This is a genomic window from Coralloluteibacterium stylophorae, from assembly GCF_018122625.2.
Lineage (GTDB): Bacteria > Pseudomonadota > Gammaproteobacteria > Xanthomonadales > Xanthomonadaceae > Coralloluteibacterium > Coralloluteibacterium stylophorae.
Genome location: NZ_JAGQFT020000009.1, coordinates 153,483 through 178,539, shown reverse-complemented (window position 1 = coordinate 178,539; position 25,057 = coordinate 153,483). Strand labels below are relative to the sequence as shown.

26 protein-coding genes and 1 pseudogene are annotated in these 25,057 nt (G+C 73.2%); 12 read left to right on the top strand and 15 right to left on the bottom strand.

Annotated features, from left to right (window positions below; genetic code table 11):
* Window positions 1–32: 32 nt before the first annotated feature.
* The 3 genes from KB893_RS13955 (at window position 33) to yedA (ending at window position 4,088) form a co-directional block, all read left to right on the top strand.
* On the top strand, window positions 33–2,183 hold the full coding sequence (locus KB893_RS13955) for a carboxy terminal-processing peptidase (RefSeq protein ID WP_211925282.1): 2,151 nt from the start codon (window positions 33–35) through the stop codon (window positions 2,181–2,183).
* Window positions 2,184–2,268: 85 nt separating this feature from the next.
* Window positions 2,269–3,156, top strand: coding sequence for a methylated-DNA--[protein]-cysteine S-methyltransferase (locus tag KB893_RS13950; RefSeq protein ID WP_211925281.1), 888 nt, complete (start codon window positions 2,269–2,271; stop codon window positions 3,154–3,156).
* A complete protein-coding gene (yedA, locus tag KB893_RS13945) occupies window positions 3,153–4,088 on the top strand; it encodes a drug/metabolite exporter YedA (RefSeq protein WP_377730403.1) in 936 nt (311 codons plus the stop codon). Before KB893_RS13950 ends, yedA begins: the two co-directional genes overlap by 4 nt.
* A gap of 107 nt (window positions 4,089–4,195) precedes the next feature.
* Here yedA and KB893_RS13940 read toward each other — a convergent pair whose 3' ends face one another.
* The 14 genes from KB893_RS13940 to KB893_RS13875 form a co-directional block, all read right to left on the bottom strand.
* Window positions 4,196–5,293 (bottom strand): alpha/beta hydrolase, encoded by a 1,098-nt coding sequence (locus KB893_RS13940; protein ID WP_246505663.1) that lies wholly within the window; start codon window positions 5,291–5,293, stop codon window positions 4,196–4,198.
* Window positions 5,294–5,351: 58 nt separating this feature from the next.
* Window positions 5,352–6,230 (bottom strand): EamA family transporter RarD, encoded by an 879-nt coding sequence (rarD, locus tag KB893_RS13935; protein ID WP_211925304.1) that lies wholly within the window; start codon window positions 6,228–6,230, stop codon window positions 5,352–5,354.
* 125 nt (window positions 6,231–6,355) lie between these two features.
* Complete coding sequence (locus KB893_RS13930; RefSeq protein WP_211925280.1) at window positions 6,356–6,649, bottom strand: hypothetical protein; 294 nt, start codon at window positions 6,647–6,649, stop codon at window positions 6,356–6,358.
* Between the two features lie 13 nt (window positions 6,650–6,662).
* Window positions 6,663–7,841: an ABC transporter permease gene (locus tag KB893_RS13925; RefSeq protein WP_211925279.1), complete on the bottom strand. Its 1,179-nt coding sequence runs from the start codon at window positions 7,839–7,841 to the stop codon at window positions 6,663–6,665.
* Window positions 7,842–7,857: 16 nt separating this feature from the next.
* On the bottom strand, window positions 7,858–9,009 hold the full coding sequence (locus KB893_RS13920) for an ABC transporter permease (RefSeq protein ID WP_211925278.1): 1,152 nt from the start codon (window positions 9,007–9,009) through the stop codon (window positions 7,858–7,860).
* A 70-nt stretch (window positions 9,010–9,079) separates the two neighbouring features.
* Entirely contained in the window at window positions 9,080–9,778 is a 699-nt protein-coding gene (locus tag KB893_RS13915) for an ABC transporter ATP-binding protein (protein ID WP_211925277.1), read from the bottom strand.
* 51 nt (window positions 9,779–9,829) lie between these two features.
* Window positions 9,830–11,071, bottom strand: coding sequence for an efflux RND transporter periplasmic adaptor subunit (locus tag KB893_RS13910; RefSeq protein WP_211925276.1), 1,242 nt, complete (start codon window positions 11,069–11,071; stop codon window positions 9,830–9,832).
* A 339-nt stretch (window positions 11,072–11,410) separates the two neighbouring features.
* Window positions 11,411–12,805, bottom strand: a complete 1,395-nt coding sequence (locus KB893_RS13905) for a leucyl aminopeptidase family protein (protein ID WP_211925275.1) — start codon at window positions 12,803–12,805, stop codon at window positions 11,411–11,413.
* Window positions 12,802–13,518, bottom strand: coding sequence for an HAD family hydrolase (locus tag KB893_RS13900; RefSeq protein ID WP_211925274.1), 717 nt, complete (start codon window positions 13,516–13,518; stop codon window positions 12,802–12,804). Before KB893_RS13900 ends, KB893_RS13905 begins: the two co-directional genes overlap by 4 nt.
* Window positions 13,519–13,556: 38 nt before the next feature.
* The gene (locus KB893_RS13895; RefSeq protein ID WP_211925273.1) at window positions 13,557–14,660 is read right to left on the bottom strand and encodes an AI-2E family transporter; all 1,104 of its coding nucleotides are present in this window, start codon (window positions 14,658–14,660) and stop codon (window positions 13,557–13,559) included.
* Window positions 14,657–15,037, bottom strand: coding sequence for a hypothetical protein (locus KB893_RS13890; protein WP_211925272.1), 381 nt, complete (start codon window positions 15,035–15,037; stop codon window positions 14,657–14,659). Before KB893_RS13890 ends, KB893_RS13895 begins: the two co-directional genes overlap by 4 nt.
* Complete coding sequence (locus KB893_RS13885; RefSeq protein WP_211925271.1) at window positions 15,034–15,621, bottom strand: phage holin family protein; 588 nt, start codon at window positions 15,619–15,621, stop codon at window positions 15,034–15,036. Before KB893_RS13885 ends, KB893_RS13890 begins: the two co-directional genes overlap by 4 nt.
* The gene (locus KB893_RS13880; RefSeq protein WP_246505662.1) at window positions 15,621–16,061 is read right to left on the bottom strand and encodes a hypothetical protein; all 441 of its coding nucleotides are present in this window, start codon (window positions 16,059–16,061) and stop codon (window positions 15,621–15,623) included. The genes KB893_RS13885 and KB893_RS13880 overlap by 1 nt, the downstream gene beginning before the upstream one ends.
* Window positions 16,062–16,134: 73 nt before the next feature.
* Window positions 16,135–17,574, bottom strand: coding sequence for a Do family serine endopeptidase (locus KB893_RS13875; RefSeq protein WP_211925270.1), 1,440 nt, complete (start codon window positions 17,572–17,574; stop codon window positions 16,135–16,137).
* A gap of 195 nt (window positions 17,575–17,769) precedes the next feature.
* Here KB893_RS13875 and KB893_RS13870 point away from each other — a divergent pair, with 195 nt between their 5' ends.
* From KB893_RS13870 to KB893_RS13845, 6 genes and pseudogenes are all read left to right on the top strand, one after another.
* Window positions 17,770–18,594, top strand: coding sequence for a histone H1-like repetitive region-containing protein (locus tag KB893_RS13870; protein ID WP_211925302.1), 825 nt, complete (start codon window positions 17,770–17,772; stop codon window positions 18,592–18,594).
* Window positions 18,595–18,898: 304 nt separating this feature from the next.
* On the top strand, window positions 18,899–19,258 hold the full coding sequence (locus tag KB893_RS13865) for an EF-hand domain-containing protein (RefSeq protein ID WP_211925269.1): 360 nt from the start codon (window positions 18,899–18,901) through the stop codon (window positions 19,256–19,258).
* A 126-nt stretch (window positions 19,259–19,384) separates the two neighbouring features.
* A complete protein-coding gene (locus tag KB893_RS13860) occupies window positions 19,385–19,582 on the top strand; it encodes a hypothetical protein (protein WP_211925268.1) in 198 nt (65 codons plus the stop codon).
* A 3-nt stretch (window positions 19,583–19,585) separates the two neighbouring features.
* Window positions 19,586–20,566, top strand: a pseudogene (locus KB893_RS13855) (glutathione S-transferase family protein).
* 58 nt (window positions 20,567–20,624) lie between these two features.
* A complete protein-coding gene (locus KB893_RS13850) occupies window positions 20,625–21,341 on the top strand; it encodes an HAD family hydrolase (RefSeq protein WP_211925267.1) in 717 nt (238 codons plus the stop codon).
* A 70-nt stretch (window positions 21,342–21,411) separates the two neighbouring features.
* Window positions 21,412–21,621 (top strand): hypothetical protein, encoded by a 210-nt coding sequence (locus KB893_RS13845; RefSeq protein WP_211925266.1) that lies wholly within the window; start codon window positions 21,412–21,414, stop codon window positions 21,619–21,621.
* Here KB893_RS13845 and KB893_RS13840 read toward each other — a convergent pair.
* Window positions 21,618–21,926 (bottom strand): hypothetical protein, encoded by a 309-nt coding sequence (locus KB893_RS13840; protein WP_211925265.1) that lies wholly within the window; start codon window positions 21,924–21,926, stop codon window positions 21,618–21,620. The two genes, KB893_RS13845 and KB893_RS13840, sit on opposite strands and share 4 nt — an antisense overlap.
* A 139-nt stretch (window positions 21,927–22,065) precedes the next feature.
* Between KB893_RS13840 and KB893_RS13835 the strand changes: the two genes are divergently transcribed.
* From KB893_RS13835 to KB893_RS13825, 3 genes are all read left to right on the top strand, one after another.
* The gene (locus tag KB893_RS13835) at window positions 22,066–22,509 is read left to right on the top strand and encodes a hypothetical protein (RefSeq protein ID WP_211925264.1); all 444 of its coding nucleotides are present in this window, start codon (window positions 22,066–22,068) and stop codon (window positions 22,507–22,509) included.
* Window positions 22,510–22,609: 100 nt separating this feature from the next.
* Window positions 22,610–23,059: a hypothetical protein gene (locus KB893_RS13830; RefSeq protein WP_211925263.1), complete on the top strand. Its 450-nt coding sequence runs from the start codon at window positions 22,610–22,612 to the stop codon at window positions 23,057–23,059.
* 131 nt (window positions 23,060–23,190) lie between these two features.
* The gene (locus KB893_RS13825; RefSeq protein ID WP_211925262.1) at window positions 23,191–25,047 is read left to right on the top strand and encodes an ABC transporter ATP-binding protein; all 1,857 of its coding nucleotides are present in this window, start codon (window positions 23,191–23,193) and stop codon (window positions 25,045–25,047) included.
* Window positions 25,048–25,057: the final 10 nt, after the last annotated feature.

The window sequence follows — 25,057 nt, the reverse complement described above, 5'->3', positions numbered from 1 at the left end:
CCCGAGGCGCCGCCGCAGACCGAGGATCGTACATGTCGCCGTCGCTGAAACGCATCGCCATCCTGGCCCTGGCGATCACGCCCGCCCTCCTGGCGGCCCGCACCCAGGATCCCGCCCAGCTCACCCCCGAGGGCAGCCAGGCCGGCGCCGCGCGCATGGTCTACGGCCTGCTCTCCGACAGTCGCTACGCCTACGCGCCCAAGCCGCTGGACGCCGGGCTCGAGGACGAGGTGCTCAAGCGCTACCTCGATTCGCTCGACAGCGAGAAGCTGTTCTTCCTGGCCGCCGATATCGACCGCTTCCGCTCGCACAAGGCGCAGCTCGGCGAGGCGATCAAGGGCGCCGGCCTGGATCCGGCCTACGATGTCTTCAACACCTATGTCCGCCGCGTCGGCGAGCGCACCGCGCACGCGCGCGCGCTGCTGGAGAGCGGCTTCGACTTCGGCGCCGACGAGGACTGGCGCTACGACCGCGAGGATGCGGCGTGGGCGCAGACCCCGGCCGAGCTCGACGAGCTGTGGCGCAAGTCGGTCAAGAACGACTGGCTGCGCCTGAAGCTGGCCGGCAAGGACGAGGACCAGATCCGCGAGACCCTGGACAAGCGCTACGCCAATCTCGAGGAGCGCGTGCGCGAGCTGGATTCCGAGGACGCCTTCCAGGTGTTCATGAATGCCTACGCGGCCTCGGTCGACCCGCACACCTCCTACCTGAACCCGAAGAGCGCGGAGAACTTCAACCAGGCGATGTCGCTGTCGCTCGAGGGCATCGGCGCGGTCCTGCAGCGCCACGACGACTACGTCGTGGTCCGCGAGATCGTGCCCGGCGGCCCGGCCTCGCGCTCGACGCTGCAGCCGGGCGACCGGATCTCGGCGGTCGGGCAGGGCGCGCGCGGCGAGCTGACCGACGTGGTCGGCTGGCGCATCGACGACGTGGTGCAGCTGATCCGCGGCAAGAAGGGCACCGACGTGCACCTGCAGTACCTCGCCGCCGAGGACGGCATGGACGCCAAGAGCCGCGACGTGGTGATCACCCGCGACCGCGTGCGCATCGAGGAGCAGGCGGCCAAGAGCGAGGTGCTCGAGATCGACGGCCGCCAGGTCGGCGTGGTCGAGCTGCCGACCTTCTACCAGGACTTCGAGGGCCGTCGCCGCAACGCGGCCGACTACGCCTCGGCCACCCGCGACGTCGCGCGGATCCTGCGCGAGTTCAAGGGCCAGGGCATCGATGCGGTGGTGATGGACCTGCGCAACAACGGCGGCGGCTCGCTGACCGAGGCGATCGAACTCACCGGCCTGTTCATCGACCGCGGTCCGGTCGTGCAGGTGCAGGATGCGGCCAAGCGCACCGCCGTGCAGGGCGACACCGAGGCCGGCGTGGCCTGGGACGGTCCGCTCGCGGTGCTGGTCAACCGGGCCTCGGCCTCGGCCTCGGAGATCTTCGCCGCGGCGATCCAGGACTACGGCCGTGGCCTGATCATCGGCGAGCAGACCTTCGGCAAGGGTACGGTGCAGAACCTGGTCGACCTCGACCGCTTCCCGAAGGGCGGCGAGGCCAAGTTCGGCCAGCTCAAGCTGACCGTGGCCGAGTTCTTCCGCATCTCCGGCGGCAGCACCCAGCACAAGGGCGTGCTGCCCGACATCCAGTTCCCGGTGACGCTCGACGCCACCGAGTATGGGGAAAGCACCTACGACAACGCGCTGCCGTGGACCGAGATCGCGCCGGCGCCGTACCGCCGGGTCGGCAACTTCGCGCCGCTGCTGCCGCAGCTGCGTGCGCGCCACGACGCCCGCGCCGCCAAGGACCTGGAGTTCCAGTGGTGGACCGAGGACGTGGCCAAGGTCCGTGCCGAGCGCGAGGAGAAGTCGATTTCGCTCAACGAGGCCGAGCGCCTGGCCGAGCGGCGCGAGGACGATGCGCGCCGCGAGCGGCGCCAGGCCGAGCGCAAGGCCGCGGGCCTGGAGCCGGACGAGGCCGCGGTGTTCGACGACGACGGCCTGCAGGCCGGCGAGCGCGACGTGCTGAAGGACATCGCCCGCGAAAAGGCGGCCGAGGACCGTCCCGACCCGCTGCTGCGCGAATCGGCGGCGATCCTGGTGGACGCGGTCGACCTGCTCACCGCGGACGGCCAGCTCGCCGCGCAGGTCCTGCCGCCGGGCGCGACCGGCACGGCCTGGGCCGACTGACCGCAACGCGGTATCGCAGGATCCGGATAGCGGGCGCCCTCGGGCGCCCGCTACGCTTCGTGGCCCCTGACATCGGTGTTCCCGCATGCGCCCCGCGGCCCTTTCCCCCGCTATCGATCCCGCCGCGGCGGCCAGCGAGCCGGCCATCGAGCCGCGGTTGCTGGCGGTCGCGCACCGCCTCGACCAGGCCGATGCCTCGCTGGCCGAGCTCGCCGCCGTCAGCGGCTGGAGCCCGGCCCACCTGCAGCGCCGCTTCCGCGCCGCGTTCGGGCTGTCGCCGGCGCAGTACCGCGCCGCCCGGCGCCTGCGCGGCTTCAAGCGCGCACTGCGGGCCGGCGACGACGTCACCGGCGCGCTGTACGGCGCCGGCTACGGATCGCCGAGCCGGATCTACGAGCACGGCGCGGCGCGCCTGGGCATGACGCCGGCGCGTTACGGGCGCGGCGGCCTCGGCGTCGAGATCCGCTGGTGCACCCTCGACAGCGGCCTTACCGCCGCCAGTGGCCGCCGCGCGCTGGTCGCCGCGACCGTGCGCGGGATCTGCGCGGTGCTCCTCGGCGCGGACGATGCCGGCCTCGAGCGGACGCTGCGTGCCGAGTTCCCGCGGGCGGCGCTGGAGGCGGTGGACTGCGGCCGCGACGCCTTCCTCGCCCCGCGCATCGGGGCGGTGGCGCAGGCCCTGCGCGGTGCGTCGGTGGCGCTGGACCTCGATCTGCTCGGCACCGCGTTCGAGGTCCGCGTGTGGCAGGCGCTGATGGCGATCCCCGCCGGCGCCAGCCGCAGCTACGCGGAGATCGCCGCTGCGATCGGCGCACCCGGCTCGGCGCGCGCGGTGGGCCGCGCCTGCGGGCGCAACCGCGTCGCCCTGGTCGTGCCCTGCCACCGCGTGCGCCGCGGCGACGGCAGCCTGGGCGGCTATCGCTGGGGGGTCGGGCTCAAGCAGGCGCTGCTGGACCGGGAGCAGGGCGCTTGAGCGCGGACGCCGGCACCGCGCCCGCCGCGCGCGGCCTCGCCGTCGCGCTGGCCCTGGCGGCGGTCTATGTGGTCTGGGGCTCGACCTACTTCGGCATCGCCGTCGGCCTCGAGGGTTATCCGCCGCTGCTGCTGGCGGGCATCCGCTTCATCGTCGCCGGGGTGCTGATGTATGCCGGCCTGCGCCTGGCGGGGCACGCGGCGCCGACCCGGCCGCAGTGGCGCAACGCCGCGGTGATGGGCGTGTGCCTGCTGATGCTGGGCAACGGCCTGGTCTGCGTCGCGGAGCAGGAGGTGTCGTCGGGGCTGGCGGCCGTGGCCGTGGCCTCGGTGCCGCTGTGGATCGGCCTGTTCTCGGCGATCCGCGGCGTGCGCATGACCCGCGGCGAGTGGCTGGGCCTGGGCATCGGCTTCGTCGGCGTGGTCTGGCTCAACGCCGGCAGCACGCTCGCCGCGACCCCGCGCGGGATGGTTGCCCTGCTGGTGGCGCCGGTGGCCTGGGCGTTCGGCTCGGTGTGGAGCCGCGGCCGCGATCTGCCTGCGCCGTTCATGACCGCCGCCGCGCAGATGCTCACCGGCGGCGCGCTGATCACCGCGGTGGCGCTCGCCATCGGCGAGCGCGTCGTCGATGTGCCGCCGCTGCGCGCGACGGTCGCCCTCGGCTACCTGGCGCTGTTCGGCTCGATCGTCGCCTTCAGCGCCTACGTCTGGCTGCTGCACAACGTGCGCCCCGCGCTTGCCGGCAGCTACGCCTACGTCAACCCGGTGATCGCGCTGGCGCTGGGTGCCCTGTTCGCGGGCGAACGCTTCGGCGCGGCCGACCTCGGCGCCACCGCGGTGATCCTCGCCGGCGTGGTGGTGATCAACCTGGTCCGCGCGCGGCCGAAGCGCCGCGCCGCCGCGGTGCCGGCGGCGCCTGGCAGCGCCGACTGAGCCGCGCAGCCGGGGATTGTAGGAGCAGCTTCAGCCGCTGTGGGAGGGACTTCAGCCCCGACGGATCTGCGGCAGGATGGCAGCCCGGGTCGCGGCTGAAGCCGCTCCTACGGATCGCCGGTCGCGGGCAGCGCGAACGCGGGGCAGGAGGCGTCGGTGGACGTGGTCGCCGCCGCCGTGGCCCAGGCGATCACCGGCCGGGCGAGCCGGTCCAGGCGCAGCGGCAGGCTGAGGTGGTCCTCGCCGTCCACGACGGCCAGCCGCGCGCGCGGTGCGGCCATCGCGAGCGCGCGGCTGTGCGCCGGCGGCAGCATCCGATCGGCCGCGCCGTGCAACAGCAGCGTGCAGCGCGGCCAGGCGGCGAGGGCGTCGCCGGGGCCGACGCTGTCCAGGTCGAGGCCGAGGCGCGCGGAAGCGGCTGCCACCACGGCGTCGCGGTCGACGTCGCCGTAGCGCCAGCGCGCCAGGCGCAGGCCCACCGGCCCGCCGCGGCCGGCGAGTCCGTCGTCGAGCATGTCGCGCACGGCCGCGCCGGCGTTGGCGAACGGCTCCAGCGCGACGACCGCGGCCACGGCCTCGTGCCGCGCCGCCGTCTCGAGCGCGACGGCGGCCCCGTAGGACATGCCGAGCAGCACCAGCGGTCCGACCAGTTCGCCGCGCTGGCGCAGGTCGTCGATGGCCCGTGCCACGTCCACGGCCTCGCGCGGACCGAAGCCGGCCGGCGCGCGGCCGGAGGCGCCGTGGTTGCGCAGGTCGAGCAGCACCGCCCGCCAGCCGGCGTCGGCAAAGGCGAAGGCCCAGGGCAGCGTGCTGTCCTTGTCCATCGCCCAGCCGTGCAGCAGGAGCACTGTTGCGCGCGGGCGCCGGGCGGCATCGGACTTCGGCGGCGCGCGGAAATCGAGTTCCACGGCCATGTGCGTCGTGTGCCCGGCCGGGTCGACTCGACGCTCGAAGCGCGTGTCCACCTCGAACTCGCCGGGATCGACGATGCGCCAGGCGAGTTCCGGCCGCTCCGGGCCGTCCGCGGGCGTGGTGCCGGTGCGCAGCACCTCGGCGAAGCCGGGCGTGGTCTCGATCAGCCGGGTCCACGGCATGGGCGCGGATTCGGGTTCGGCGACCCGGCGCGCGAGGCCGTCGACGGCGCTGCAGCCGGCGAGCGCGGAGCCCGCCAGCAGCGCAAGGCAGTACACGATCCGCATGGGCATCCCTGTCCGAGGCTGCCCGCAGTCTAGTGGAGCCGGCGACGCGCCCGGACCGCCGCGCTCAGGTCGCGGCGCGGCGCGCCATCCGTGCCAGCCGGCCGCGGCGCCAGCCGTCGACGGCGAACACCGCCAGTGCGATCCAGATCAGGCCGAAGCCGATCGCCCGCACCTGGCCGAACGGCTCGCCGAAGGCGAACACGCCGCAGGCCAGCTGCAGCGAGGGTGCGATGTACTGCAGCAGGCCAACCACCGCCAGCGGGATCCGGCGCACGCCGTAGGCGAAGCCGATCAGGGGCAGGGCGGTGAGCGCGCCGCCGGTGACCAGCAGCAGGTCGATGCGCAGCGGCCAGGCGCCGAAGAAGCCGCCGCTGCCGTGCGTCTCGCCCCACATCAGCAGGGCGATCGACGGCAGGAACAGGTAGACGCTCTCCACCCCCATGCCCTGCACCGCCTCGACGTCGGCGAGCTTGCGCAGCAGGCCGTAGAGCGCGAACGAGCCGGCCAGGCCCAGCGCGATCCACGGCGGCGTGCCCAGCCGCACCGCGAGCCACAGCACGCCGCAGGCGGCGATGGCGACCGCGCCCCACTGTGCGCGGTCGAGCCGCTCGCCGAGCACGAGCACGCCGATCAGCACGTTCACCAGCGGGTTGATGAAGTAGCCCAGGCTGGCCTCGACCACGTGACCGGAGACCACGGCCCAGATGTAGAGGCTCCAGTTCGCCGCGATCAGCAGCGCGCTGCCCGCCAGCATCAGCGCCAGCCGCGGGCGCGCGATCACCGTGGTGAACCAGCGCAGCCCGCCGCGCAGGCACAGCCAGCCGATGACGAGTACGCCGCCCCACAGCATGCGGTGCGCCATGATCTGCATCGCCGGCACCTCGCGCAGCAGCACCCAGAACAGCGGCACCAGGCCCCAGATGACGAAGGCACCGGCGGTCATCGCCAGGCCGCGGCGGTCGAGGGCGGGTTGCTCGGGAGGCACGCGCAGGTCCTGCGGGAGGGGCCGCGATGGTACGCCGGCCGTGCCTGCCCGCCGAGCGCGCCGCGTCGAACGCTGCGTCGTGATCAGCCGCGCTGCGACAGCCAGGCCAGCGCCAGCAGGCCGGCCGCGCCGACCGTCCAGGCGCAGCCGCGCATCCAGCGGGCGAGGCGGCGCGCGCGCCGCGCCTGCTCGGCGCCGAGTTCGCGCGCCTGTGCGATCAGCGGCGCGGCGTCGCGTTGCGCGGCCGCCAGCGCCTGCGCACGCTCGCCGGGATCGTCGATGTCCGCGGCCGCGTCGAACAGCGCGCAGACCTCGCCGTGCAGCGCGCGGTAGCGCGCCGCCAGCACCCGCGTCGGCAGCCTGCGCGGCGGCGTCACCCGGCCCGCTGCATCAGGCGGTGCGCAGCGCGGTGGTCACCGGCAGGCGCGCCGCACGCAGCGCCGGCACCAGACCGCCGACGATGCCGATCAGCAGCGCCCACACCAGGCCGTTGACCAGCAGCGCCGGGGTCACCCGGAAGTCGAAGGCGACCTGCGAGAACCCGGCGCCGAGCGTCGACACGCTGTAGCCGTTGAAGATCGCCCATGCCAGCGCGCCGCCGGCGACGCCGCCGAGCAGTGCCAGCAGCAGCGCCTCGGCCATCACCGACACCACCACCGGCAGCCCGCCGAAGCCGATCGCGCGCAGGGTGGCGATCTCGCGCTGGCGCGTGCCGATGGCCGCGTACATGGTGTTGAGCGCGCCGAACACCGCGCCCACCGCCATGATCACCGCGACGAAGTAGCCGACGCCGTTGATCAGCATCGACAGGCCCTTGGACTGCTCGCGGTAGAAGTCGGCCAGGCTCTGGATCTTGAGCGTCAGCCGCGGGTCGGCGGCGAGCGCCTCGCGGAACGCATCGATCGCCTCGGGGCTCTCGAGCTGTACCGTCACCGAGTTGTAGCCGCCGCGGCGGAAGGCCGACTGCAGGGTGTCGGCGTCGCCCCACAGTTCCGATTCGTGCGCGCCGCCGCCGGCCTCGAACATGCCGACCACGGTCCAGGTGCTGTCGCGCAGGCGGATCTCGGTGCCGACGCCGAGGTCGTCGAACTGCGCCGCCGCGCCGCGGCCGACGATGAGCTCGCGCGGGCCGGCCTCGAACATCCGTCCTTCCACGATCCGCACCTCGGGGCGCACCGCGAAGGCGGCCGCGGTGACGCCGCGCATGGCGGCGTTGGCGGTGGTGCCGTCGCGCGGCAGGTCGGCGATCACGTTGAGCTCGGGCGAGGCCAGCGGGCGCCCGTCGGCGCCCGCGGCGACGCCCGCACCGGCGGCGATCAGGTCGGCCTGTTCGCGGGTGAGCCCGCTGGTGAGCTCGGTGCTGGCGCCTTCGCGCAGCACGATGGCGCGGTCGGCCGCCGCGCCGCCGGCGAGCGTGGCGCGGAAGCCCTCGCCCATCGCCAGGATCGACACCAGCACGCCGACCACGCCGGCGATGCCGACCACGATCACCATCGACGTGCCCCAGCGCTGCGGCACGTTGCGCAGGTTCATCGCGGTGATCTCGCTGATCTGCTTGAAAAGGGCCATGGCGGTTGCCTCCGGGTCAGGCGTTGAGGGCGTCGACGATCTTCAGGCGCATCGCCTGGATCGCCGGGATCGCGCCGACCACCAGCGCGGTGACGAGCATCAGCACGAGGCCCTGCAGCAGCACGTCGGGCTGCATCCCGGTGATGCCGAACTGCGACATGCTGGCCTTGAGTACCTGCAGCGCGAGCCAGGCGAGGCCCAGGCCGATCGCGCCGCCGACCACCAGCATCAGCACCGCCTCGGCGAGCACGAAGCCCAGCACCGATTCGTTGCGGAAGCCCAGGGTCTTGAGGATGCCGAGCTCCGGGATACGCTCGCGCAGCGCCTGCGCCATGGTGTTGCCGGTCAGCACCACCAGGGTGAAGAACACCGCACCCAGGATCGAGGTCACGATCAGGCCGATGTCGCCGATCTGCTTGACGAAGCCCTGCGCCCAGGCGCGCTCGGTCTGGGTCTTGGTCTCGGACTCGGAGTTGGCGAACAGCGCGTCGATCGACTGCGCCACCGCGTCGGCCTGGCCGGGATCGTCGACCGCCACGGAGAACCAGCCCACGCGGCCGCTGCCGAACTGGCGCGCCTCGTCGAAGAAGTCGTAGCGGAACAGCAGCGAGTTCTCGTTGGCCGGGGTCTCCGGATCGGTGTAGATGCCGACCAGGTCGAACTCCCAGGCGTTGGAACCGTCCTTCAGCGGCCAGATGTCGGCGCGCACCGGGATGCGGTCGCCGATCGACCACCCGTATTTGTCCGCCAGGGCCTGGCCGACGATGGCGCCGGTGCGGGTGGCCTGCCAGGCCTCCATCTGCTCGGCCGGAAGTTTCATCTCCGGGACCACGTCGAGGTAGTCCTCCGGCACCACGGGGAAGATCGCGAAGGCCGCCGGCGTGTCCTGGTAGGCGCCGCCGAACCAGGTCGCGTGCGCCACGTTGCGCACCCCGGGAACCTGGCGGATGCGGTCGAGGTAGCTCACCGGCAGCAGGTCGACGATGGAGAAGCGCGAGGAGGTGACCAGGCGGTCCGCGGCGGCGGCATCGCCGGCGCCGGCGAAGGCCTGGTTGACCGTCTGCAGCAGGCCGAACAGGAGGAAGGCGACCGCGATCGAGAGCAGGGTCAGGATCGTGCGCACCTTCCTGCGGAACAGGTTGGCCCAGATCAGGTGGAGGTATTTCATCGTGGCGTCCTCGGTGTCCCCGCGCGGGGATGGGCACGGCGATGGCGCCCGGCGTGCCGGGCGGGACGGATCAGTGCGCGAGCGCCTCGGCGGCGTCGATCAGCGTGCCCTTGTCGAGGTGCACGGTGCGCCGCGCGTACTCGGCCGCCTTCGGGTCGTGGGTGACCATGATGATGGTCTTGCCGTGCTCGGCGTTGAGCCGCTGCAGCAGGGTCAGGATCTCGTCGGCGGTGGCGCGGTCGAGGTCGCCGGTCGGCTCGTCGCAGACCAGCAGGGTCGGGTCGGAGACCAGCGCTCGGGCGATCGCCACGCGCTGCTCCTGGCCGCCGGAGAGTTCCTTCGGCTTGTGTCCGCTGCGCTCGGCCAGGCCGACCAGTTCCAGCGCGATCCGCGCCCGGCGTGCGCGCTCCGAGGCGGACATGTCCTTGAGCAGCAGCGGCAGCTCGACGTTCTTCTGCGCGGTGAGCACCGGCAGCAGGTTGTAGAACTGGAACACGAAGCCGACGTGCTCGGCGCGCCAGTGCGCGAGCGCCTTGTCGTTGAAGCGTTCGATCGCCTGCCCGCCGATGGCCAGGCTGCCCGAGGTCGGCGAATCCAGGCCACCGATGAGGTTGAGCAGCGTGGTCTTGCCCGAGCCCGACGGGCCCATCAGGGCGACGAAATCGCCGGCGGGAATGTCAAGGTCGATGCCGTGCAGCACCTCGACCGTCTGCTTGCCGCGGGTGTAGGCCTTGGTCAGCCCGCGGATCTCGACCAGTACGTCCGACATCGTCCGTTCCTCCCGTTGGATGCCGGCGGCGCGCCGCGCGCCGCCGGTGGATCAACCGCCTGCCGCCTCGTCCTGCACCGCACTGCCGTCGGCGAGCTCCGCCGGCGGCGACAGCACGACCCTTTCGCCGATCGCCAGGCCCGACTGCACCCGGCGCTGGCCACCGCGCGCCGCGTCGGCCTCGACCTCGCGCCGCGCCGCCTGCCCGTCGCGCACCACGAACACCACCTCGGCGCCGTCGCGCGGGACGACCGCCGCCGCGGGCACGTGCACCCCGGCCGGCGCCGCCGCGGCGGGCTGCTGCGCATCATCGAGAAAGGACACGCGCGCGCCCATCTCCGGCACGATCCGGGCGTCCTTCTCGTCGAGCCGGATGCGCACCTTGACCGTGGCCTTGCTGCGGTCGGCGGTCGGCACGATGGCGATCACCGAGCCGGGGATGCGCCAGTCCGGGTAGGCGTTGAGGGTCACGGTGACGCGCTGGTCGGGGCGTACGCGGCCGATGAAGGATTCGCCGACGTCGACCTGCACCTCCAGCGAATCCATGTCGACGACGGTGCCGATGCCGGTGCGGGTGAAGCCGCCGCCGGCGGAGATCGGCGAGACGATCTCGCCCGGCTGCGCGGCCTTGACCGTGATCACGCCGGCGAACGGCGCGCGCACCACGGTGTTGTCGACGCCGATGTCGGCGACCTTCAGCGATTCGCTGGCGACCTCGACGTTGCGCTCGGCGGTGGCGAGCTGGGCGACGAGGGCGTCGCGCTCGGCCTGGGCCTGGTCGAGCTGGGCCTGCGCGATCAGCCGGCGACCGGAGAGTTCGCGGCTGCGCACCAGGGTCTTCTCCGCCAGCGTGAGCTGGGCGCGGGCCTGCGCGACCTGGGTGCGCGCCGCGGCGAGCTGGGCCTGGGCGAGCGCACGCTGCGCGTCGGCGTCGATCGGCTCGAGGCGGGCGAGGATCTCGCCCGCCTCGACGCGCTGGCCTTCCTCGATCAGCACGTCCTCGACCTTGCCGGTGATCTTGGCCGAGACCGTGGCCTGGCGACGCGCGGTGACGTAGCCGGTGGCATCCAGCACCGAGGCGCCCTGCGCCGGCCCGGCGCCGGTGATCGCCTGCGCCTGCGCGGTGCGCACCGGGATCGGCGCCTGCCGGCCCAGCAGGAACCACGCCACGAGCGCGACCGGCACCACCGCCGCGACCAGCCACGGCCAGCGCCGGCGCGAGGGCGGAGGCGGCGGGGCGCTCGGCCTGCGCTCGATGCGCAGTTCCTTGAGCAGGTCGGACGAGGCATTCATCGGCTGGCGTCGGGTCCGTCGGAGCGGGCAAGTGTGCCCGCTGTCACGGGCACGTCAAAGGTGCCGATCGGCACCACCTGCGCGCGAGTGTGCGGCGTCAGCGGATGCGGGTGATGGGTGTCAGGTGGCTGGAGTGGGGAGGTCGGAGCGGGAAGCGGGAATCGGGACTTGGCGGTCGGGCGGTGCCGATCCTCCGGCCTCTGCAGGAGCGGCTTCAGCCGCGACAGCGGGCGCCGACGGCATGCGGCGCCTGCGCGAAGCGGGTCGCGGCTGAAGCCGCTCCTACGGGCGCATCACCGTCGCCGGGACGCGCGATCCTCGCCATTCCCGATTCCCGATTCAACCGCCGAACCGCTCCCGCAGCATCGCGAAGGCGCTGCGCAGGCCCTGGGCGTCGCCGCCGGCGGGGTGGCCTGGGCGGTCGCTGTCGCACCAGGCGTAGACGTCGAGGTGCGTCCACGGGACGCTGTCGGGGACGAAGCGCTGCAGGAACACCGCGGCCACGATCGAGCCGGCCATGCGCGAGGCCCCGGAGTTGGCGAAGTCGGCGATGCCGCTTTTCAGGTAGCCGAAGTAGGGCTTCCACAGCGGCATGCGCCACACCGGGTCGCCGTCGCGCAGCCCGGCGTCGAGCCAGGCCTGTGCGGCGGCCTCGTCGGTGGCGTACAGCGCCGGCAGTTCCGGGCCCAGCGCGATGCGCGCGGCGCCGGTCAGGGTGGCGAAGTCCATCAGCAGCGCGGGCGGCGTCTCCGCCGCGTAGGCGAGCGCGTCGCACAGCACCAGGCGGCCTTCCGCATCGGTGTTGTCGACCTCGACGCTCAGGCCCGCGCGCGTGGCCAGCACCTCGCCGGGGCGGAAGGCGTCGGGGCCGATCGCGTTCTCGACCGCCGCCACCAGCAGGGTCAGGCGCACCGGCAGGCGACGCGCCATGACCAGCTGGGCGAGGCCGATCGCGTGCGCGGCGCCGCCCATGTCCTTCTTCATGTTGCGCATGCCGTCGGCGCCCTTGAGGTCGAGGCCGCCGGTGTCGAAGCACACGCCCTTGCCGACCAGGGTCAGCGCCGGATGCGCCTCGTCGCCCCAGGTCAGCTCGATCAGCCGCGGCGCGCGGTGGCTGGCGCGGCCGACGGCGTGGATCGCCGGGAAGCCGGCGTCGAGCAGCTCGTTGCCGACGACGGCGCGGACGCCGGCGCCGAAGCGGTCGGCGAGCGCGCGGCAGGCCGCCTCCAGCTCCTCCGGGCCCATGTGCTCGGTCGGCGTGTTGACCAGGTCGCGCACCAGGCCGCTCGCCTCGAGCATCGCCGCGGCCTCGCCGTCGGCCCAGGCCTCGTCCAGCACCAGCCGCGCCGGCGCGCGCGGCGCCTTGCGGTAGCGCTCGAAGCGGTAGGCGCCGAGGCCCCAGCCCAGCGCAGCGCGCGCCGGATCGATCGCCAGACCCGCACCCGGCTCGAGGCGGTAGTCGCCGGGCGGCAGCGCCCACGGCGCATGCGCGAGCGCATGCGGGTCCGCGGCCTCCGCGACCACCCCGACGAAGGCGCAGGCGGGCCGGCCGTCGTCGCCGGGAACCAGCAGCGCGGTGCCGGGCTCGGCGGCGAAGCCCTGCGCCCGGCACCAGGTGCGCACGCGGGCGTCCTGCGTCTCCAGGTGCGCGTCGAAGCCGGCGCGGTCGAAGGCGTACAGCGGCGTAGCGGCGTCGCCGGCGGAGGCCGGGGCGAAGCAGGCGGGTCGGGTCATGCGGCGGATCCTTGGTTTACGTCGCCGGCGAGCAGGACGTCGGCGAGCGCGGCGAGGTCGGGAACGATGAGGTCGGGGCGCACCTCGGGACGCGTCCAGGCGGCGCCGGTGCGGTTGATCCAGCAGGTGCGCAGGCCGGCCCCGGCGGCGCCGACGACGTCGCAGCGCGGGTCGTCGCCCACGTGCAGCACCTCGTGCGGCGCGCAGTCCAGGCGCTCGCAGGCGGCGCGGAAGATGCCCGGGTCGGGCTTGGCCGCGCCGTGGTCGCGGGCGTTGAGGCAGAAGCGGAAGTGCGGGTCGACGCCGCACAGGGCGAGATCGGCATTGCCGTTGGTCAGCGCCGCCAGCGGCCAGCGCGCGGCGAGGCGGTCGAGCGCATCGGCGACGTCCGGATACAGCTCGACTCGGTTGCGCGCGGCGTGGAACGCCGCGAAGGCGGCGTCGGTGTGGGCGAGGTCGTCGCCCGAATCCTGCAGCGCCATGCCGAGCGCCAGCCTGCGCTGCGCGGTGAGGTCGTGCGCCAGGTGCGGGGAGTCGCCGGCCACGCGCTCGCGCAGCGCGCGCATCGCCTGCAGCGGGTAGCGGCGCGCGGTGCCCGGCGTGTGCTCCTCGAGCCAGGCGTGCAGCGCCGCCTCGGCCGCCGCGATCAACGGGGCGATCGCCCACAGGGTGTCGTCGAGGTCGAAGGTGATCGCGCGTGGAGAGATCCGCATCCCGGGGATTGTAGCGGGCGCCCGCCGGGCGCCGGCACTCACTCCAGCAGCCGCGCCCAACCGCCGCCGCCTTCGATCCGGCACAGCACGATCTTGACGCAGACCAGCATCGGCACCGCCAGCAGCAGGCCGGCGATGCCCCACAGGAATCCCCAGATCATCAGCCACAGCAGCAGCACCAGGGGCGAGATCGCCAGCCGCCGGCCGAGCACGATCGGCGTCACCACCTGGCCCTCGATGGTGTGCAGCAGCAGGTAGACCGCGGGCAGGGCGAGCGCGCGGCCTGGCTCGTCGAAGGTGATCACGCCGACCAGCAGATAGGTCAGCACGCCGATCAGCGGCCCGATGTAGGGCGCGAAGTTGAGCAGCCCGGCGACGATGCCCCACAGCAGCGCGTTGGTGAGGCTCAGCCCCAGCCACCACAGCACGCCGGCCAGCACCAGGGCCACGCCGGTGTTGATCAGGCTCACCGTCACCACGTAGCGCGCCATGTCGCGGCCGATGTCGTGGAGGATGCCGACCGTGATGCGCTGGTACTGGCGTTCGGGCAGCAGTGCGATGGCCTTGCGCTGGAAGCCGGAGCCGAAGGCCAGGAAGAAGTAGGTCAGCAGCACCACCGCCAGCACCGCGGTGACCACGCTCGGCGCGCGCGCGAGCAGGTCCCACAGGTCGCTGCGGCGCTCGACCACCTGCAGGCGCTGGATGCCGGAGCTGGCGGTGGCGCTGGTCAGCGCCTGCGCCGCGCGATTGGCGTCCTCGAACGGGCGCACGTAGGCGCGCAGCTTGGGCATCTGCCGGCGCAGTTCGCGCGGCGCGTCGCGCACCCATTCCGCCGCCGGCGGCGCAAGCTGCACCGCCAGCGCGCCGGCCACCGCGAAACCGCCGGCCACCAGCACGAAGGCGCCGAGCCAGGCCGGGATCCACAGCCGCTGCATGCGTGCGACCAGCGGGCTGCCGAGGATCGCCAGGAACATCGCCAGCATGATCGGGATGAACAGATCCTGCGCCGCCCACAGGGTGAAGGCCATCGCCAGCACGGCGATGATCCACAGCGGCCGCGTGCGCCGCGCGCGCGGCGGATCCGGCGGCCGCGCGTCGCCCGACGACGCAGGGACCGTTGCCGCAGCGGACGCGGCGCTCATTGCGCCGCGGTCTCGTCCAGAGCCTCGGCCACGTCCTCGGCGCGGTCGGCCACGGCATCGGCATCCTCCGCGCTTTCCTGCGCGGCGCTGGCCGCGCGGGAGGCGGCGACCGCCGAGACGATGGCGCTCGCGCCGCGGATCAGGGTGGGGGCGAACATCTTCGCCAGCTTCACCGCGCCGAGCGCGCGCGGCCCCACCGGCCGCATGCGGCCGAGCAGGAAACCGCCGAGCAGGCCGACCACGACGATGCGCCCCGGCGTCGCCGCGCGCCTGCCGGTCTCGACGAGCTGGCGGCGGTCGGCGGCGAAGCCGCGGCGCGTGGCGACCAGGTTGCGTTCGCAGTCGGCGACGCGGTCACGGAGCGCACGGCGGCTCATGCGCGCGGTTCCCGATGCGGTTCGGTATCGCCTTCGGCGGGCGGCGGCGCCGTGGCGACCTCGCCCTCGTGCGGCTCGGCGACGGCCGGGCCCGGGCCCGGCGCGGATGCCGCCGCGGGTGCGGAGGCGTCGCCCGATCCCGCTGGAGGCTCCGGCATGTCCGGGTCGGGCTCCCTGCCGCGCATGCGCGCGAGCTGGCGGCGGGTCGCGGCGAAATTTGCATCGCGCAGCGAGCGCCACGCCAGCAGCCCCGCCAGCACGGCGAGCAGCAGCGCCCCGGCGAGCGTGATCACGAGCGCCGCCGGCCACGACAGCCCGGCATAGGCGACCAGGCAGGCGACCACCAGCGCGGTCGCCAGCAGCAGGCCGATCACCCCGAACAGGACGCCCGTCGAAGCCAGGACCAGGGCGCCGACGACCGCCGAGCGCGCCAGCGCCATGTCCGCACGCAGCAGGGCGCGTAGGGCGGAGAAGGTGTCGGCGAACTGGCGCAGGACGGCGAGGCCGGCGGCCTGCAGCGCGCGCAGGTCGTCGGTGACGCCGGAGGGATCGCCGGCGTCCTCGGTCGCGCTGCCTCGCTTCATCAGTCGCGGCGGCCGAGCTTGGCCACCACCCAGCCGGTGGCGACGGCGATGCCGAGCGCCGCGAGCGGCTTCTCGCGGATCAGGTCGCGTGCGGTGTCGAGCAGTTCCTGGCCCTTGGCGAGGGCGAGATCGAGCTGCTCCTCGCCGACCGCACGTGCTTCGCGTGCGGCTTCGCGGCCGGCGCCCGCGGTCTCGCCCAGTTCGCCGCGGATGCGCTCGCGGCCGTCGTCGATCTCGCCGCGGGCGGCGCTGGCGGCCCCGCGCAGCGCGTCGCCGGCAAGCGAGGCGGCCTGGCGCAGGTGGTCGCCCGCCTCGCCGAGGTGGCCCTTGAACGCGGCCTTGTGCGCGCTGTCGGCGGCGCCCGCGGCCTGGTCGGGGCTGCTGCCTGCGGTCCCGGTGGTTCCGGCGGGCGTGGCGGTGGAGACGGTCTGGTCGTTCATGGCGGGCTCCCGGAGGGGTGGCGGAGAGGGAAGGGCAGTCTCCGGGGCGCCTCGTGCAGGCCGCGACAACGCCTCAGCGCATCGCCAGCTCTCCTGCGCGGCCGCCGCGGACCAGCCCCAGCACCATCTGCGGGGGCTGGGTATCGAGCGCACGGCGCAGGCCGTCGAGGTCGGTCACGTCGCGGCGGTTGAAGCGCACCACCAGGTCGTCGACGCGCAGCCCGCTGCGCGCGGCGCGGCTGCCGGGCTCGATCGCGCCCACGCGCACGCCGGCCAGGCCCTGCTGCCGGTAGCGCTCGTCGAGTTCGACGAAGCGCGCACCGGACAGGCGCGGGTCGAGCCTTGCGCCATCGAGTTCGGTCAGGCGCGGCTGCAGGATCGGCGACAGGGTCACCGTCTCGCCGTCGCGCACCACCTCCAGCACCACCGGCTTGCCGACCGGCAGCAGGCCCTCGATGTTGTGCAGGGCCGCCATGCCGTCGACGCGCTGGCCGTTGGCCGAGACGATCACGTCGCCGCTGCGCAGCCCGGATTCGGCGGCCGGCGAGCCTTCGCGCACCGCCGCGACGATGGCGCCGCGGCGGTCGTCGAGATCCAGCGCCTCGGCCATCTCCGGGGTGACGTCGTGGGTCTGGATGCCGAGCGTGCCGCGCTGCACCGTGCCGGTCTCGATCAGCTGGTTCATCACTTCGGCCGCCAGTGCGGACGGAATCGCGAAGCCGATGCCGATGTTGCCCTCGCGGCTGCCGCCCGGATTGAAGATCGCGGTGTTCACGCCGATCAGTTCGCCGCGCAGGTTGACCAGCGCGCCGCCGGAGTTGCCGGGGTTGATGCTGGCGTCGGTCTGGATGAAGTTCTGGTAGCCGAGGCCGCGGATGCCGCTGCGCCCGAGCGCGGAGACGATGCCCGAGGTTACGGTCTGGCCGAGGCCGAAGGGATTGCCCACCGCGACCACGAAGTCGCCGACGCGCAGCGAGTTCGAATCGACCAGCGGCACCGCGTCGAGGTGGTCGGCCGGAATGCGGATCACCGCGACGTCGGTGTCGGGGTCCGAGCCGATGAACTCGGCCTCCAGCGTACGCCCGTCCGCCAGCGTCACCGAGACCTCCTCGGCGCCCTCGACCACGTGGTGGTTGGTCAGCACGTAGCCCTGCTGCGCATCGACGATGACGCCGGAGCCCAGCGACTGCGCGACGCGCTCCTGCGGCAGCGCGCGCAGGCCGAGCATGCGCAGGAAGGGGTCGTCGGCCAACGGGTTGCGCACGCGCACGCGCTGCCGCGTATAGATGTTGACCACCGCGGGCGTCACCCGTTCGAGCATCGGCGCCAGCGAGGGCAACGGCTGGCCTTCGACCACCGCCGGCAGCGGGCTGCCCATCGCGACCGGGGCGGCGCGCGCCGGCGCGACCAGAGGATCGGAGAGCGACTCGTCGTTGCGGACGCAGGCGACGGCGACCAGGCCGCCGACCACCGCGGCCACCAGGATGGAAGCGAACTGCGGAATCGGACGCATCGGGGTTCCCTGTGTTCGGGCGCGGCGCCGGGCACCGGGGTCGCCGCGCGAGCCGGGCATTCTGGCGACCGTGGCCTTGCTGGCAAATGAAATCGCCCGGGGCGGGCGCGGCAGGCGCGCACGTCCACCGCGATGGGCTAGATTCGCGCCGCGGGCGCCGTGCCCGAGCGACAGCCTCCCGGAGGGGATCCACGCATGAGCAATGGCAACGGAGTCACCACGACGCTCACCAGCGCCATCGAAAGCGTCGGCGAGACGGCGCAGCGCGTTGGCAGCGCGGTCGTCGAGGCGGCGGAGCCGGTGGCGACCGCGATCCGCGACGCGGCGCGCAATGTCGGCGAAGCGGGCAGGGCGGTGGGCAAGCGCATCGCCCGCGTGCGCGGCGGTGCCGCGGACCCAGGCCCCGGCACCGCGGCGCGCAAGCGCGCACCCGCCCGGACGCGGGCCTCCGGTCGCAAGACGGCCGCGACCTCGGCGGCGCGCAAGGGCACCACCAAGCGGGCGGCGTCCACGACCGCTGCGACGCAGCCGGCGGCAGGGAAGAAGGGCGCAGGCAAGAAGGTCGCGACGAAGAAGAGCGCGACGAAGAAGGCGGCACCGCGGAAGGCCGCCTCGAAGACGGCCGCCTCGAAGACGGCCGCGGCGAAGAAGGTCGTGGCGAAGAAGGCCGCGGCGAAGAAGGTCGCGACGAAGAAGGCCGCGGCGAAGAAGGTCGCGGCGAAGAAGGCCGCGGCGAAGAAGGCCGCGACGAAGAAGGTCGCGGCGAAGAAGGTCGCGGCGAAGAAGGTCGCGCTCGGAAGGCGCGCAGCGAAGAAGAGCGCAACGAAGAAGGCGAGCGCGAAGAAGACGAGCCCGAAGAAGGCTGCGGCCAGGACGGTGAAGAACTCTTCGGCGCGGAAGGCGGGCGACGGTGCGGCGAAGACGGGCGCCCGCGACACGGGCGCGCGCAAGGCGGCAGGTTCCACGGCGAAGAAGGCGCCGGGAACCCCGCGGAGCGCGTCGGGGCACGGCGCCCGCTGAGGTCCCGACGCCCGTGCGCCGGGCGCGGACGCCCGGGCGACGCCGCGCGCAATCGGCTTGTGTGGCGCAGCACGAGCGGCGCGACTCTCTCACGCGTCCGTCGCGGACTGCGTCCATCCTTGTCGCTTCGCCGTCCGCGGCGAGGGACGCAAACGTTTGCGTGGAACGAATGCCCCAGCAGGGTGAAACGGTCGTGTATTCGGCGGCGCGCGCTCAGTGCCGGTAAAGCCCCCGGTCCTAGCGTGGCGGCGTGGGCCAGACCCGCACTTCCGCAACGACCACACGAACTTTCCGGAGGGACATCATGCGCACCAGGACCGCACTGACCACCGCCCTGCTCGCCGGCATGCTCGCCGCGCCGGCGGCCTTCGCCGGCGACATGGAGTGGAGCCAGCTCGACACCGACTCCGACGGCATGCTCAGCCGCGAGGAGGCGATGGGGCACACCGCGCTGTCGAGCAATTTCGCCCAGGCCGACACCGACCGCGACGGCATGCTGTCGAGCGCCGAGTACAAGGCCTGGCAGGGCAGGAACGGCAACAAGGGTGATCGCATGGATCACTCCGAGATGCGCGACGGCATGAACGACAGCAGCACCGACGACGGCCGCATGGGCGATACGCGCCAGCGCGGCGACGACTCCGGCGACGACGACATGCTCTGAGGCGAGAGCGTCCGCTGGATCGGGAGGGCGGCTCCAGGGCCGCCCTCGTCGTGTCCGCGCGCTCACGCCGCTTCGGCGTCCTGCGGCCGACAGTGCCGGCGGTTCGGATCGGAAGGAGGTGCCGGCATGCATGCCACCCGGAACATGGAGCCCAGGGCCCTGCGCGAGAGCCTGGAGGCGGTCGCACGCGGCGAGCAGCTGCCCAAGGGCCTGGTCGAAACCCTCGTCGAGGCGGGGCTGGTCGAGCATCACGGCACCTCGCCGGGAGAGGCGGTGCTGACGGCGGGCGGCCGGCGCCGGCTCGAGCAGCTGCACGGGAGCTGAGGCATGGGGCGCCTCGTCGACGGCGCCTAGACCGCTGCCGGCTACGACACGAGCGCCAGCGGCGGCGCCTTCGTCCGCGAGGACAGCCGCTTCCGCCACTGGATCACCGCCGACGGTCGTCCAGGCCCCGGCGATGCCGGCGGCTTCGCGGCCGAGCCCGGCCGCTACCATCTCTACGTCTCGCTCGCCTGCCCGTGGGCGCACCGCACCCTGATCCTGCGCCGGCTCAAGCGGCTCGACGCCATGATCGGCCTCTCGGTCGTGCACTGGTTCATGGGCGACGACGGCTGGACCTTCGCCGAGGCGCCGGGGACGGTGCCGGACCCGCTCCACCACGCCCGGTTCCTGCACGAGCTCTACACCCGTGCCGATCCGCATGCGACCGGACGCGCGACCGTGCCGGTGCTGTGGGACAGGGAGCGCCAGACCATCGTCAGCAACGAGTCTGCCGACATCATCCGCATGTTCAACAGCGCCTTCGACGCGGTGGGCGCGGCGCCGGGCGACTACTACCCGGAGCCGCTGCGCGCCGAGATCGACGGCTACAACGCGCGCATCTACGACACCCTCAACGACGGCGTCTACAGGGCCGGATTCGCCGGGACGCAGGCCGCCTACGAGGCCGCCGTGGTGCCGCTGTTCGAGACGCTGGACTGGCTCGATGCGCACCTCGCCCGGCGCCGCTACCTCTGTGGGACGGTGCTCACCGAGGCCGACTGGCGCCTGTTCACCACGCTCCTGCGCTTCGACGCGGTCTACCACGGCCACTTCAAGTGCAACCTGCGGCGGATCGCGGACTACGCGCATCTACCCGGTTACCTGCGCGACCTGTACCAGCACGAGGGCGTGCGCGACACCGTCGACTTCGCGCACATCAAGAACCACTACTACCGCAGCCACGCCGCGATCAATCCGGGGCGGATCGTGCCGCTGGGGCCGCTGCAGGACCTCGACGCCCCGCACGGGCGCGGTGCGCTGGCGTGATGGCCGCCGGCCGGCGCGGCGGCATACCATCGCCGCTTTCACCCGTACCGGAGCATCCGTGATCGAACTGGTGGGCTTCGACGGCGACGACACCCTGTGGCGCAGCCAGGAGTTCTACGACGCGGCGCAGGCCGACTTCGAGCGTGTGCTGGCGCGCTACGTCGACGTCGACGACGCCGGGCTGCGCGCGCGCCTGTACGCGGTCGAGGCGCAGAACATCTGCCTGTTCGGCTACGGCGCGAAGGGCATGACCCTGTCGATGATCGAGGCGGCGGTGCAGGTCACCGGTGGACGCATCGAGGCGGGCGACGTGCACCGCATCATCGAGATCGGCAAGGCGGTGCTCTCGCATCCGGTCGAACTGCTGCCGGGCGTGCGCGAGGCGGTCGAGGCGGTCGCGGTCGAGCTGCCCATCGTGCTGATCACCAAGGGCGACCTGTTCCACCAGGAGGCCAAGGTCGCGGCTTCCGGCCTCACCGAGGTGTTCCCGCGGATCGAGATCGTCTCGGAGAAGGACCAGGCCGCGTACGCGCGCGTACTCGAGGAATGCGGGGTGGCGCCGGATCGCTTCGTGATGGTCGGCAACTCGCTGCGCTCGGACATCGCACCGGTGGTCGCGCTGGGCGGCTGGGGGCTGTACATGCCCTACCACACGACCTGGGCCTACGAGCTCGATACCGACTTCGCCGAGGACGCACCGCGCGTCGAGCGGGCGGCGACGCCGGCCGCGATCCCGGCGGCACTGGCGCGGCTGCGCGCGCTCGCCGGAGGCTGAGCCGGGCTTCACGCCGCGTGCTCCCCGGCCGCGCGCACCGTCGCCGCTTTGCCGTCGACCACGGACCGCCATGCCCAGGATCCTCCGCTTCGCCCCCGCGGCCCTGCTGCTCGCCGGGTGCGCGCACGACGATGCCCTCTATCGGCCGGTGGATGCGGCGCCGTTGCCGCAGCCGGCCATGGCGCAGCCGGTGGAAGGCGTGCCGCCACCCGAGGACACCGGCGCCGGGCGTCAGGTCGAGGAGCAGCAGGAGGCCGACGCGGGTCGCGACCTGCCCTAGTCGCGCAACACCCAGGCGCGCAGCGCCTCGACGTCGATGTCGTCATCGACGACCCGCAGCTGCGATGCCCCCGTGGCCAGTTCGCGTCCGCGCGCGAGGGCGATGCCGCGCTTGGGGCAGAGGTCGAAGCAGGACACCGTCGCCACCCGGACGTCGCGGTGGCCGGCCTGCTTGAGCGCACGCTTGAGGTCGCCGCGCAGCGCCTCGCGGTCGCGCTTCTTCAGGCATTTGCCGCAGAGCAGGACCAGCTCGCGCCAGGGCGCGTCGGCGGGCTGCGGGATGTCGGGGGGCGTCGATGCGATCATGCGGGGGAGGATGCCAGCCCGGCCGTGGTCCGCCCGTGGCGGCGGCTGAACGCGGACGCACCGGCACGCGCGCGTGCACGCATGCCGGACGCGGCGCACGGCAGGCTTCCGGCCGTTCCCACCCTCGAGGAATCCCGCCATGCGTCCTGCGCTTTCCGTTTCCGCCCTGCTGCTCGCCGGCATCGCCCTCGCGCCGTCCACCGTCCGCGCCGCGCAGGAGGTCGACTGCGAGATGCGCTTCAGCCTCTCCGGCTGGTCGGTGTTCTACAAGACCGCCTCCGGCAGCGGCATGATCCGCTGCGACAACGGGCAGTCGATGCCGGTGACCATCAGCGCCAAGGGCGGCGGGCTGACGTTCGGCAAATCCACCATCGACGACGGCATCGGCGAGTTCTCCGGCGTGATCGACATCGAGCAGACGCTCGGCAGCTACGCCAGCGCCGAGGCGCATGCCGGCGCCACCAAGTCGAGCAAGGCGATGGTGGTGACCAAGGGCGAGGTGTCGCTGGCGCTGTCCGGAGTGGGTCGCGGCTGGGACCTGGGCGTCGGCTTCGGCAAGTTCACCATCGAACGCGCGCGCTGACGCGCCCGCGGCTGAACGCCGTGAACGCGATGTCGAAAGGTTAAAGCCGGATTCACGGCGGCCGCCCGAGGCTGCCGCAAGGCCAACCGGATGCACGCCGATGCGCATCGCAGTCCTTCCCCTCCTCGCGGCGCTCGCGGGCGCCGCCACCCTCGTGCCGGTCGAGGCGCAGGCCCGGGTGCGGGTCTACGTCGATCTCGGCGACGTCCTGTTCTCGGCGGGGCGTCCCTACCACCGCCATTCGCACGCACCGCTCTACGTCGTGCATACCGGATACGGGCCCCGCTACTACCACTACGGCCCCGTGTACGCGCCGCCGCCGCGTTACTACGCACCGCCGCCGCCGCGGTACTACTACCACGCGCCGCCGCCGCGGGTGTATGCACCGCGCGTCCGCTACGCACCGCCGCCGCGCCACTGGCGCGACCACGACGGACACTGGCGCGACGACCGGCGCGGCCACCACGGGCCCGGGCGGCACCACGACCACGATCGCGACCACGGATACGACCGCGGACATGGCCGCGGTCGCGGTCACCACGACCGCTGACCGCATCGCCTCCACGCCGGAGCACGTCGCCGGAAGGGCCCCGCGGGGCCCTTTCGCGTTCGCAAGCGTCCCGCGTCGCCGGCGGCTGCTAGGCTGCCGCGCCCTGCGGTCGCCGCGCGTGGCGGCGCCGAATGCCTGGAGGCCTCGTGCTGTTCCGCCTGTTCGAATCGCTGATCGATCCGTTCCGCAATGCGCCCGACGGCCCGCCGCCTGCGGGCCTGCTGCGCTTCTACGCCTGGCACCTGCGCCAGGTCTGGCCGGTATTCGCCGCGCTGCTGGTGGTCGGCTTCTTCGTGGCGCTCATCGAGGTGGCGATGTTCGCCTTCATCGGCCGCATCGTGGACATGGCGGCGACCACGCCGGCGGCGTCGTTCTTCGCCGAGCACGGTCGCACCCTGACCTGGATGGCGCTGCTGGTCCTCGTCGCGCGACCGCTGCTGAACGCCCTGCACGACCTGCTGCTGAACCAGGCGGTGTCGCCGGGACTGGCCAACCGCGTGCGCTGGCAGAGCCACCGTCACGTGCTGGGCCAGAGCCTCGGCTTCTTCCAGGGCGACTTCGCCGGGCGCATCGCCAACCGGATCATGCAGAGCGGCGCCGCGCTGCGCGAATCCGCCTCGCAGGTGGTCGAGGCGATCTGGTACGTCACCGTCTACACCGGCAGCGCGATCTGGCTGTTCGCCGACGCCGACTGGCGCCTCACCGTCCCGATCGCGATCTGGATCGTCGCCTACCTCGCGACGCTGTGGATCTTCGTGCCGCGCATCAAGACGCGTGCCGCCGACGGTTCGGTCGCGCGCTCGCGGCTGATGGGGCGCATCGTCGACGGCTATACCAACATCATGACGCTCAAGCTGTTCGCGCACAGCGAGCAGGAAGCGGCCTATGCGCGCGAGGCGGTGGCCGAGACCGCCGCGCGGCACCGGCGCATGACCCGCGCGATCAGCGGCATGGACGTCACCGTCTCCACCCTCAACGGCCTGCTGGTGACCGCGACCACCGGGTTCGCGCTGTGGCTGTGGAGCATCGGCTCGGTCTCGGTGGGCGCGATCGCGCTGACCACCGGCCTGGTGATCCGGATCATCAACATGTCCGGCTGGATCATGTGGGTCGTCAACGGGATCTTCGAGAACGTCGGCACCGTGCAGGACAGCCTGGAGACGATCGCGCCGGCGCGGACCGTGGTCGACCGGCCGGAGGCGAGGGCGCTGGTCGTCGCCCGCGGCGAGGTGCGCTTCGAGCAGGCGACCTTCCACTATGGCCGCACCGGTGGCGTGATCGAGGGCCTGGACCTGCACGTGCGCCCTGGCGAGAAGATCGGCCTGGTCGGTCCGTCGGGCGCCGGCAAGACCACGCTCATGAACCTGCTGCTGCGCCTGTACGACCTCGAGGGCGGGCGCATCCTGATCGACGGCCAGGACATCGCCGGCGTCACCCAGGACAGCCTGCGCGCGCAGATCGGTGTGGTCACCCAGGACACCTCGCTGCTGCACCGCTCGATCCGCGAGAACCTGCTCTACGGCCGCCCGGGTGCGGACATGGCCGCGCTCGAGCGCGCGCTCGTGGATGCGCGCGCCGACGCGTTCGTGCCGGCGCTCGTCGACAGCGAGGGACGCACCGGGCTCGACGCCCAGGTCGGCGAGCGCGGCGTGAAGCTGTCGGGCGGCCAGCGCCAGCGCATCGCGATCGCCCGGGTGCTGCTCAAGAACGCGCCGATCCTGGTGCTCGACGAGGCGACCTCGGCGCTCGATTCCGAGGTCGAGGCCGCGATCCAGGACGGTCTCGACCGGCTGATGCAGGGCAAGACGGTGATCGCCATCGCCCACCGGCTGTCGACCATCGCGCGCATGGACCGGCTGGTGGTGATGGAACACGGCCGCATCGTCGAGACCGGCACGCACGCGGAGCTGCTCGCCCATGGCGGCCTGTACGCGCGGCTGTGGGCGCGGCAGACCGGCGGCTTCGTCGCCGCCGAGGACGCGGGATGAACCGGCGCAG

Coding starts and splice junctions, on each gene's coding strand:
- KB893_RS13955 (WP_211925282.1), top strand. CDS start 33: ATGTCGCCGTCGCTGAAACGCATCGCCATCCTGGCCCTGGCGATCACG.
- KB893_RS13950 (WP_211925281.1), top strand. CDS start 2,269: ATGCGCCCCGCGGCCCTTTCCCCCGCTATCGATCCCGCCGCGGCGGCC.
- KB893_RS13940 (WP_246505663.1), bottom strand. CDS start 5,293: ATGCCCATGCGGATCGTGTACTGCCTTGCGCTGCTGGCGGGCTCCGCG.
- rarD (WP_211925304.1), bottom strand. CDS start 6,230: ATGACCGCCGGTGCCTTCGTCATCTGGGGCCTGGTGCCGCTGTTCTGG.
- KB893_RS13925 (WP_211925279.1), bottom strand. CDS start 7,841: ATGGCCCTTTTCAAGCAGATCAGCGAGATCACCGCGATGAACCTGCGC.
- KB893_RS13920 (WP_211925278.1), bottom strand. CDS start 9,009: ATGAAATACCTCCACCTGATCTGGGCCAACCTGTTCCGCAGGAAGGTG.
- KB893_RS13915 (WP_211925277.1), bottom strand. CDS start 9,778: ATGTCGGACGTACTGGTCGAGATCCGCGGGCTGACCAAGGCCTACACC.
- KB893_RS13910 (WP_211925276.1), bottom strand. CDS start 11,071: ATGAATGCCTCGTCCGACCTGCTCAAGGAACTGCGCATCGAGCGCAGG.
- KB893_RS13905 (WP_211925275.1), bottom strand. CDS start 12,805: ATGACCCGACCCGCCTGCTTCGCCCCGGCCTCCGCCGGCGACGCCGCT.
- KB893_RS13900 (WP_211925274.1), bottom strand. CDS start 13,518: ATGCGGATCTCTCCACGCGCGATCACCTTCGACCTCGACGACACCCTG.
- KB893_RS13895 (WP_211925273.1), bottom strand. CDS start 14,660: ATGAGCGCCGCGTCCGCTGCGGCAACGGTCCCTGCGTCGTCGGGCGAC.
- KB893_RS13890 (WP_211925272.1), bottom strand. CDS start 15,037: ATGAGCCGCCGTGCGCTCCGTGACCGCGTCGCCGACTGCGAACGCAAC.
- KB893_RS13885 (WP_211925271.1), bottom strand. CDS start 15,621: ATGAAGCGAGGCAGCGCGACCGAGGACGCCGGCGATCCCTCCGGCGTC.
- KB893_RS13880 (WP_246505662.1), bottom strand. CDS start 16,061: ATGAACGACCAGACCGTCTCCACCGCCACGCCCGCCGGAACCACCGGG.
- KB893_RS13875 (WP_211925270.1), bottom strand. CDS start 17,574: ATGCGTCCGATTCCGCAGTTCGCTTCCATCCTGGTGGCCGCGGTGGTC.
- KB893_RS13870 (WP_211925302.1), top strand. CDS start 17,770: ATGAGCAATGGCAACGGAGTCACCACGACGCTCACCAGCGCCATCGAA.
- KB893_RS13865 (WP_211925269.1), top strand. CDS start 18,899: ATGCGCACCAGGACCGCACTGACCACCGCCCTGCTCGCCGGCATGCTC.
- KB893_RS13860 (WP_211925268.1), top strand. CDS start 19,385: ATGCATGCCACCCGGAACATGGAGCCCAGGGCCCTGCGCGAGAGCCTG.
- KB893_RS13845 (WP_211925266.1), top strand. CDS start 21,412: ATGCCCAGGATCCTCCGCTTCGCCCCCGCGGCCCTGCTGCTCGCCGGG.
- KB893_RS13840 (WP_211925265.1), bottom strand. CDS start 21,926: ATGATCGCATCGACGCCCCCCGACATCCCGCAGCCCGCCGACGCGCCC.
- KB893_RS13835 (WP_211925264.1), top strand. CDS start 22,066: ATGCGTCCTGCGCTTTCCGTTTCCGCCCTGCTGCTCGCCGGCATCGCC.
- KB893_RS13830 (WP_211925263.1), top strand. CDS start 22,610: ATGCGCATCGCAGTCCTTCCCCTCCTCGCGGCGCTCGCGGGCGCCGCC.
- KB893_RS13825 (WP_211925262.1), top strand. CDS start 23,191: ATGCCTGGAGGCCTCGTGCTGTTCCGCCTGTTCGAATCGCTGATCGAT.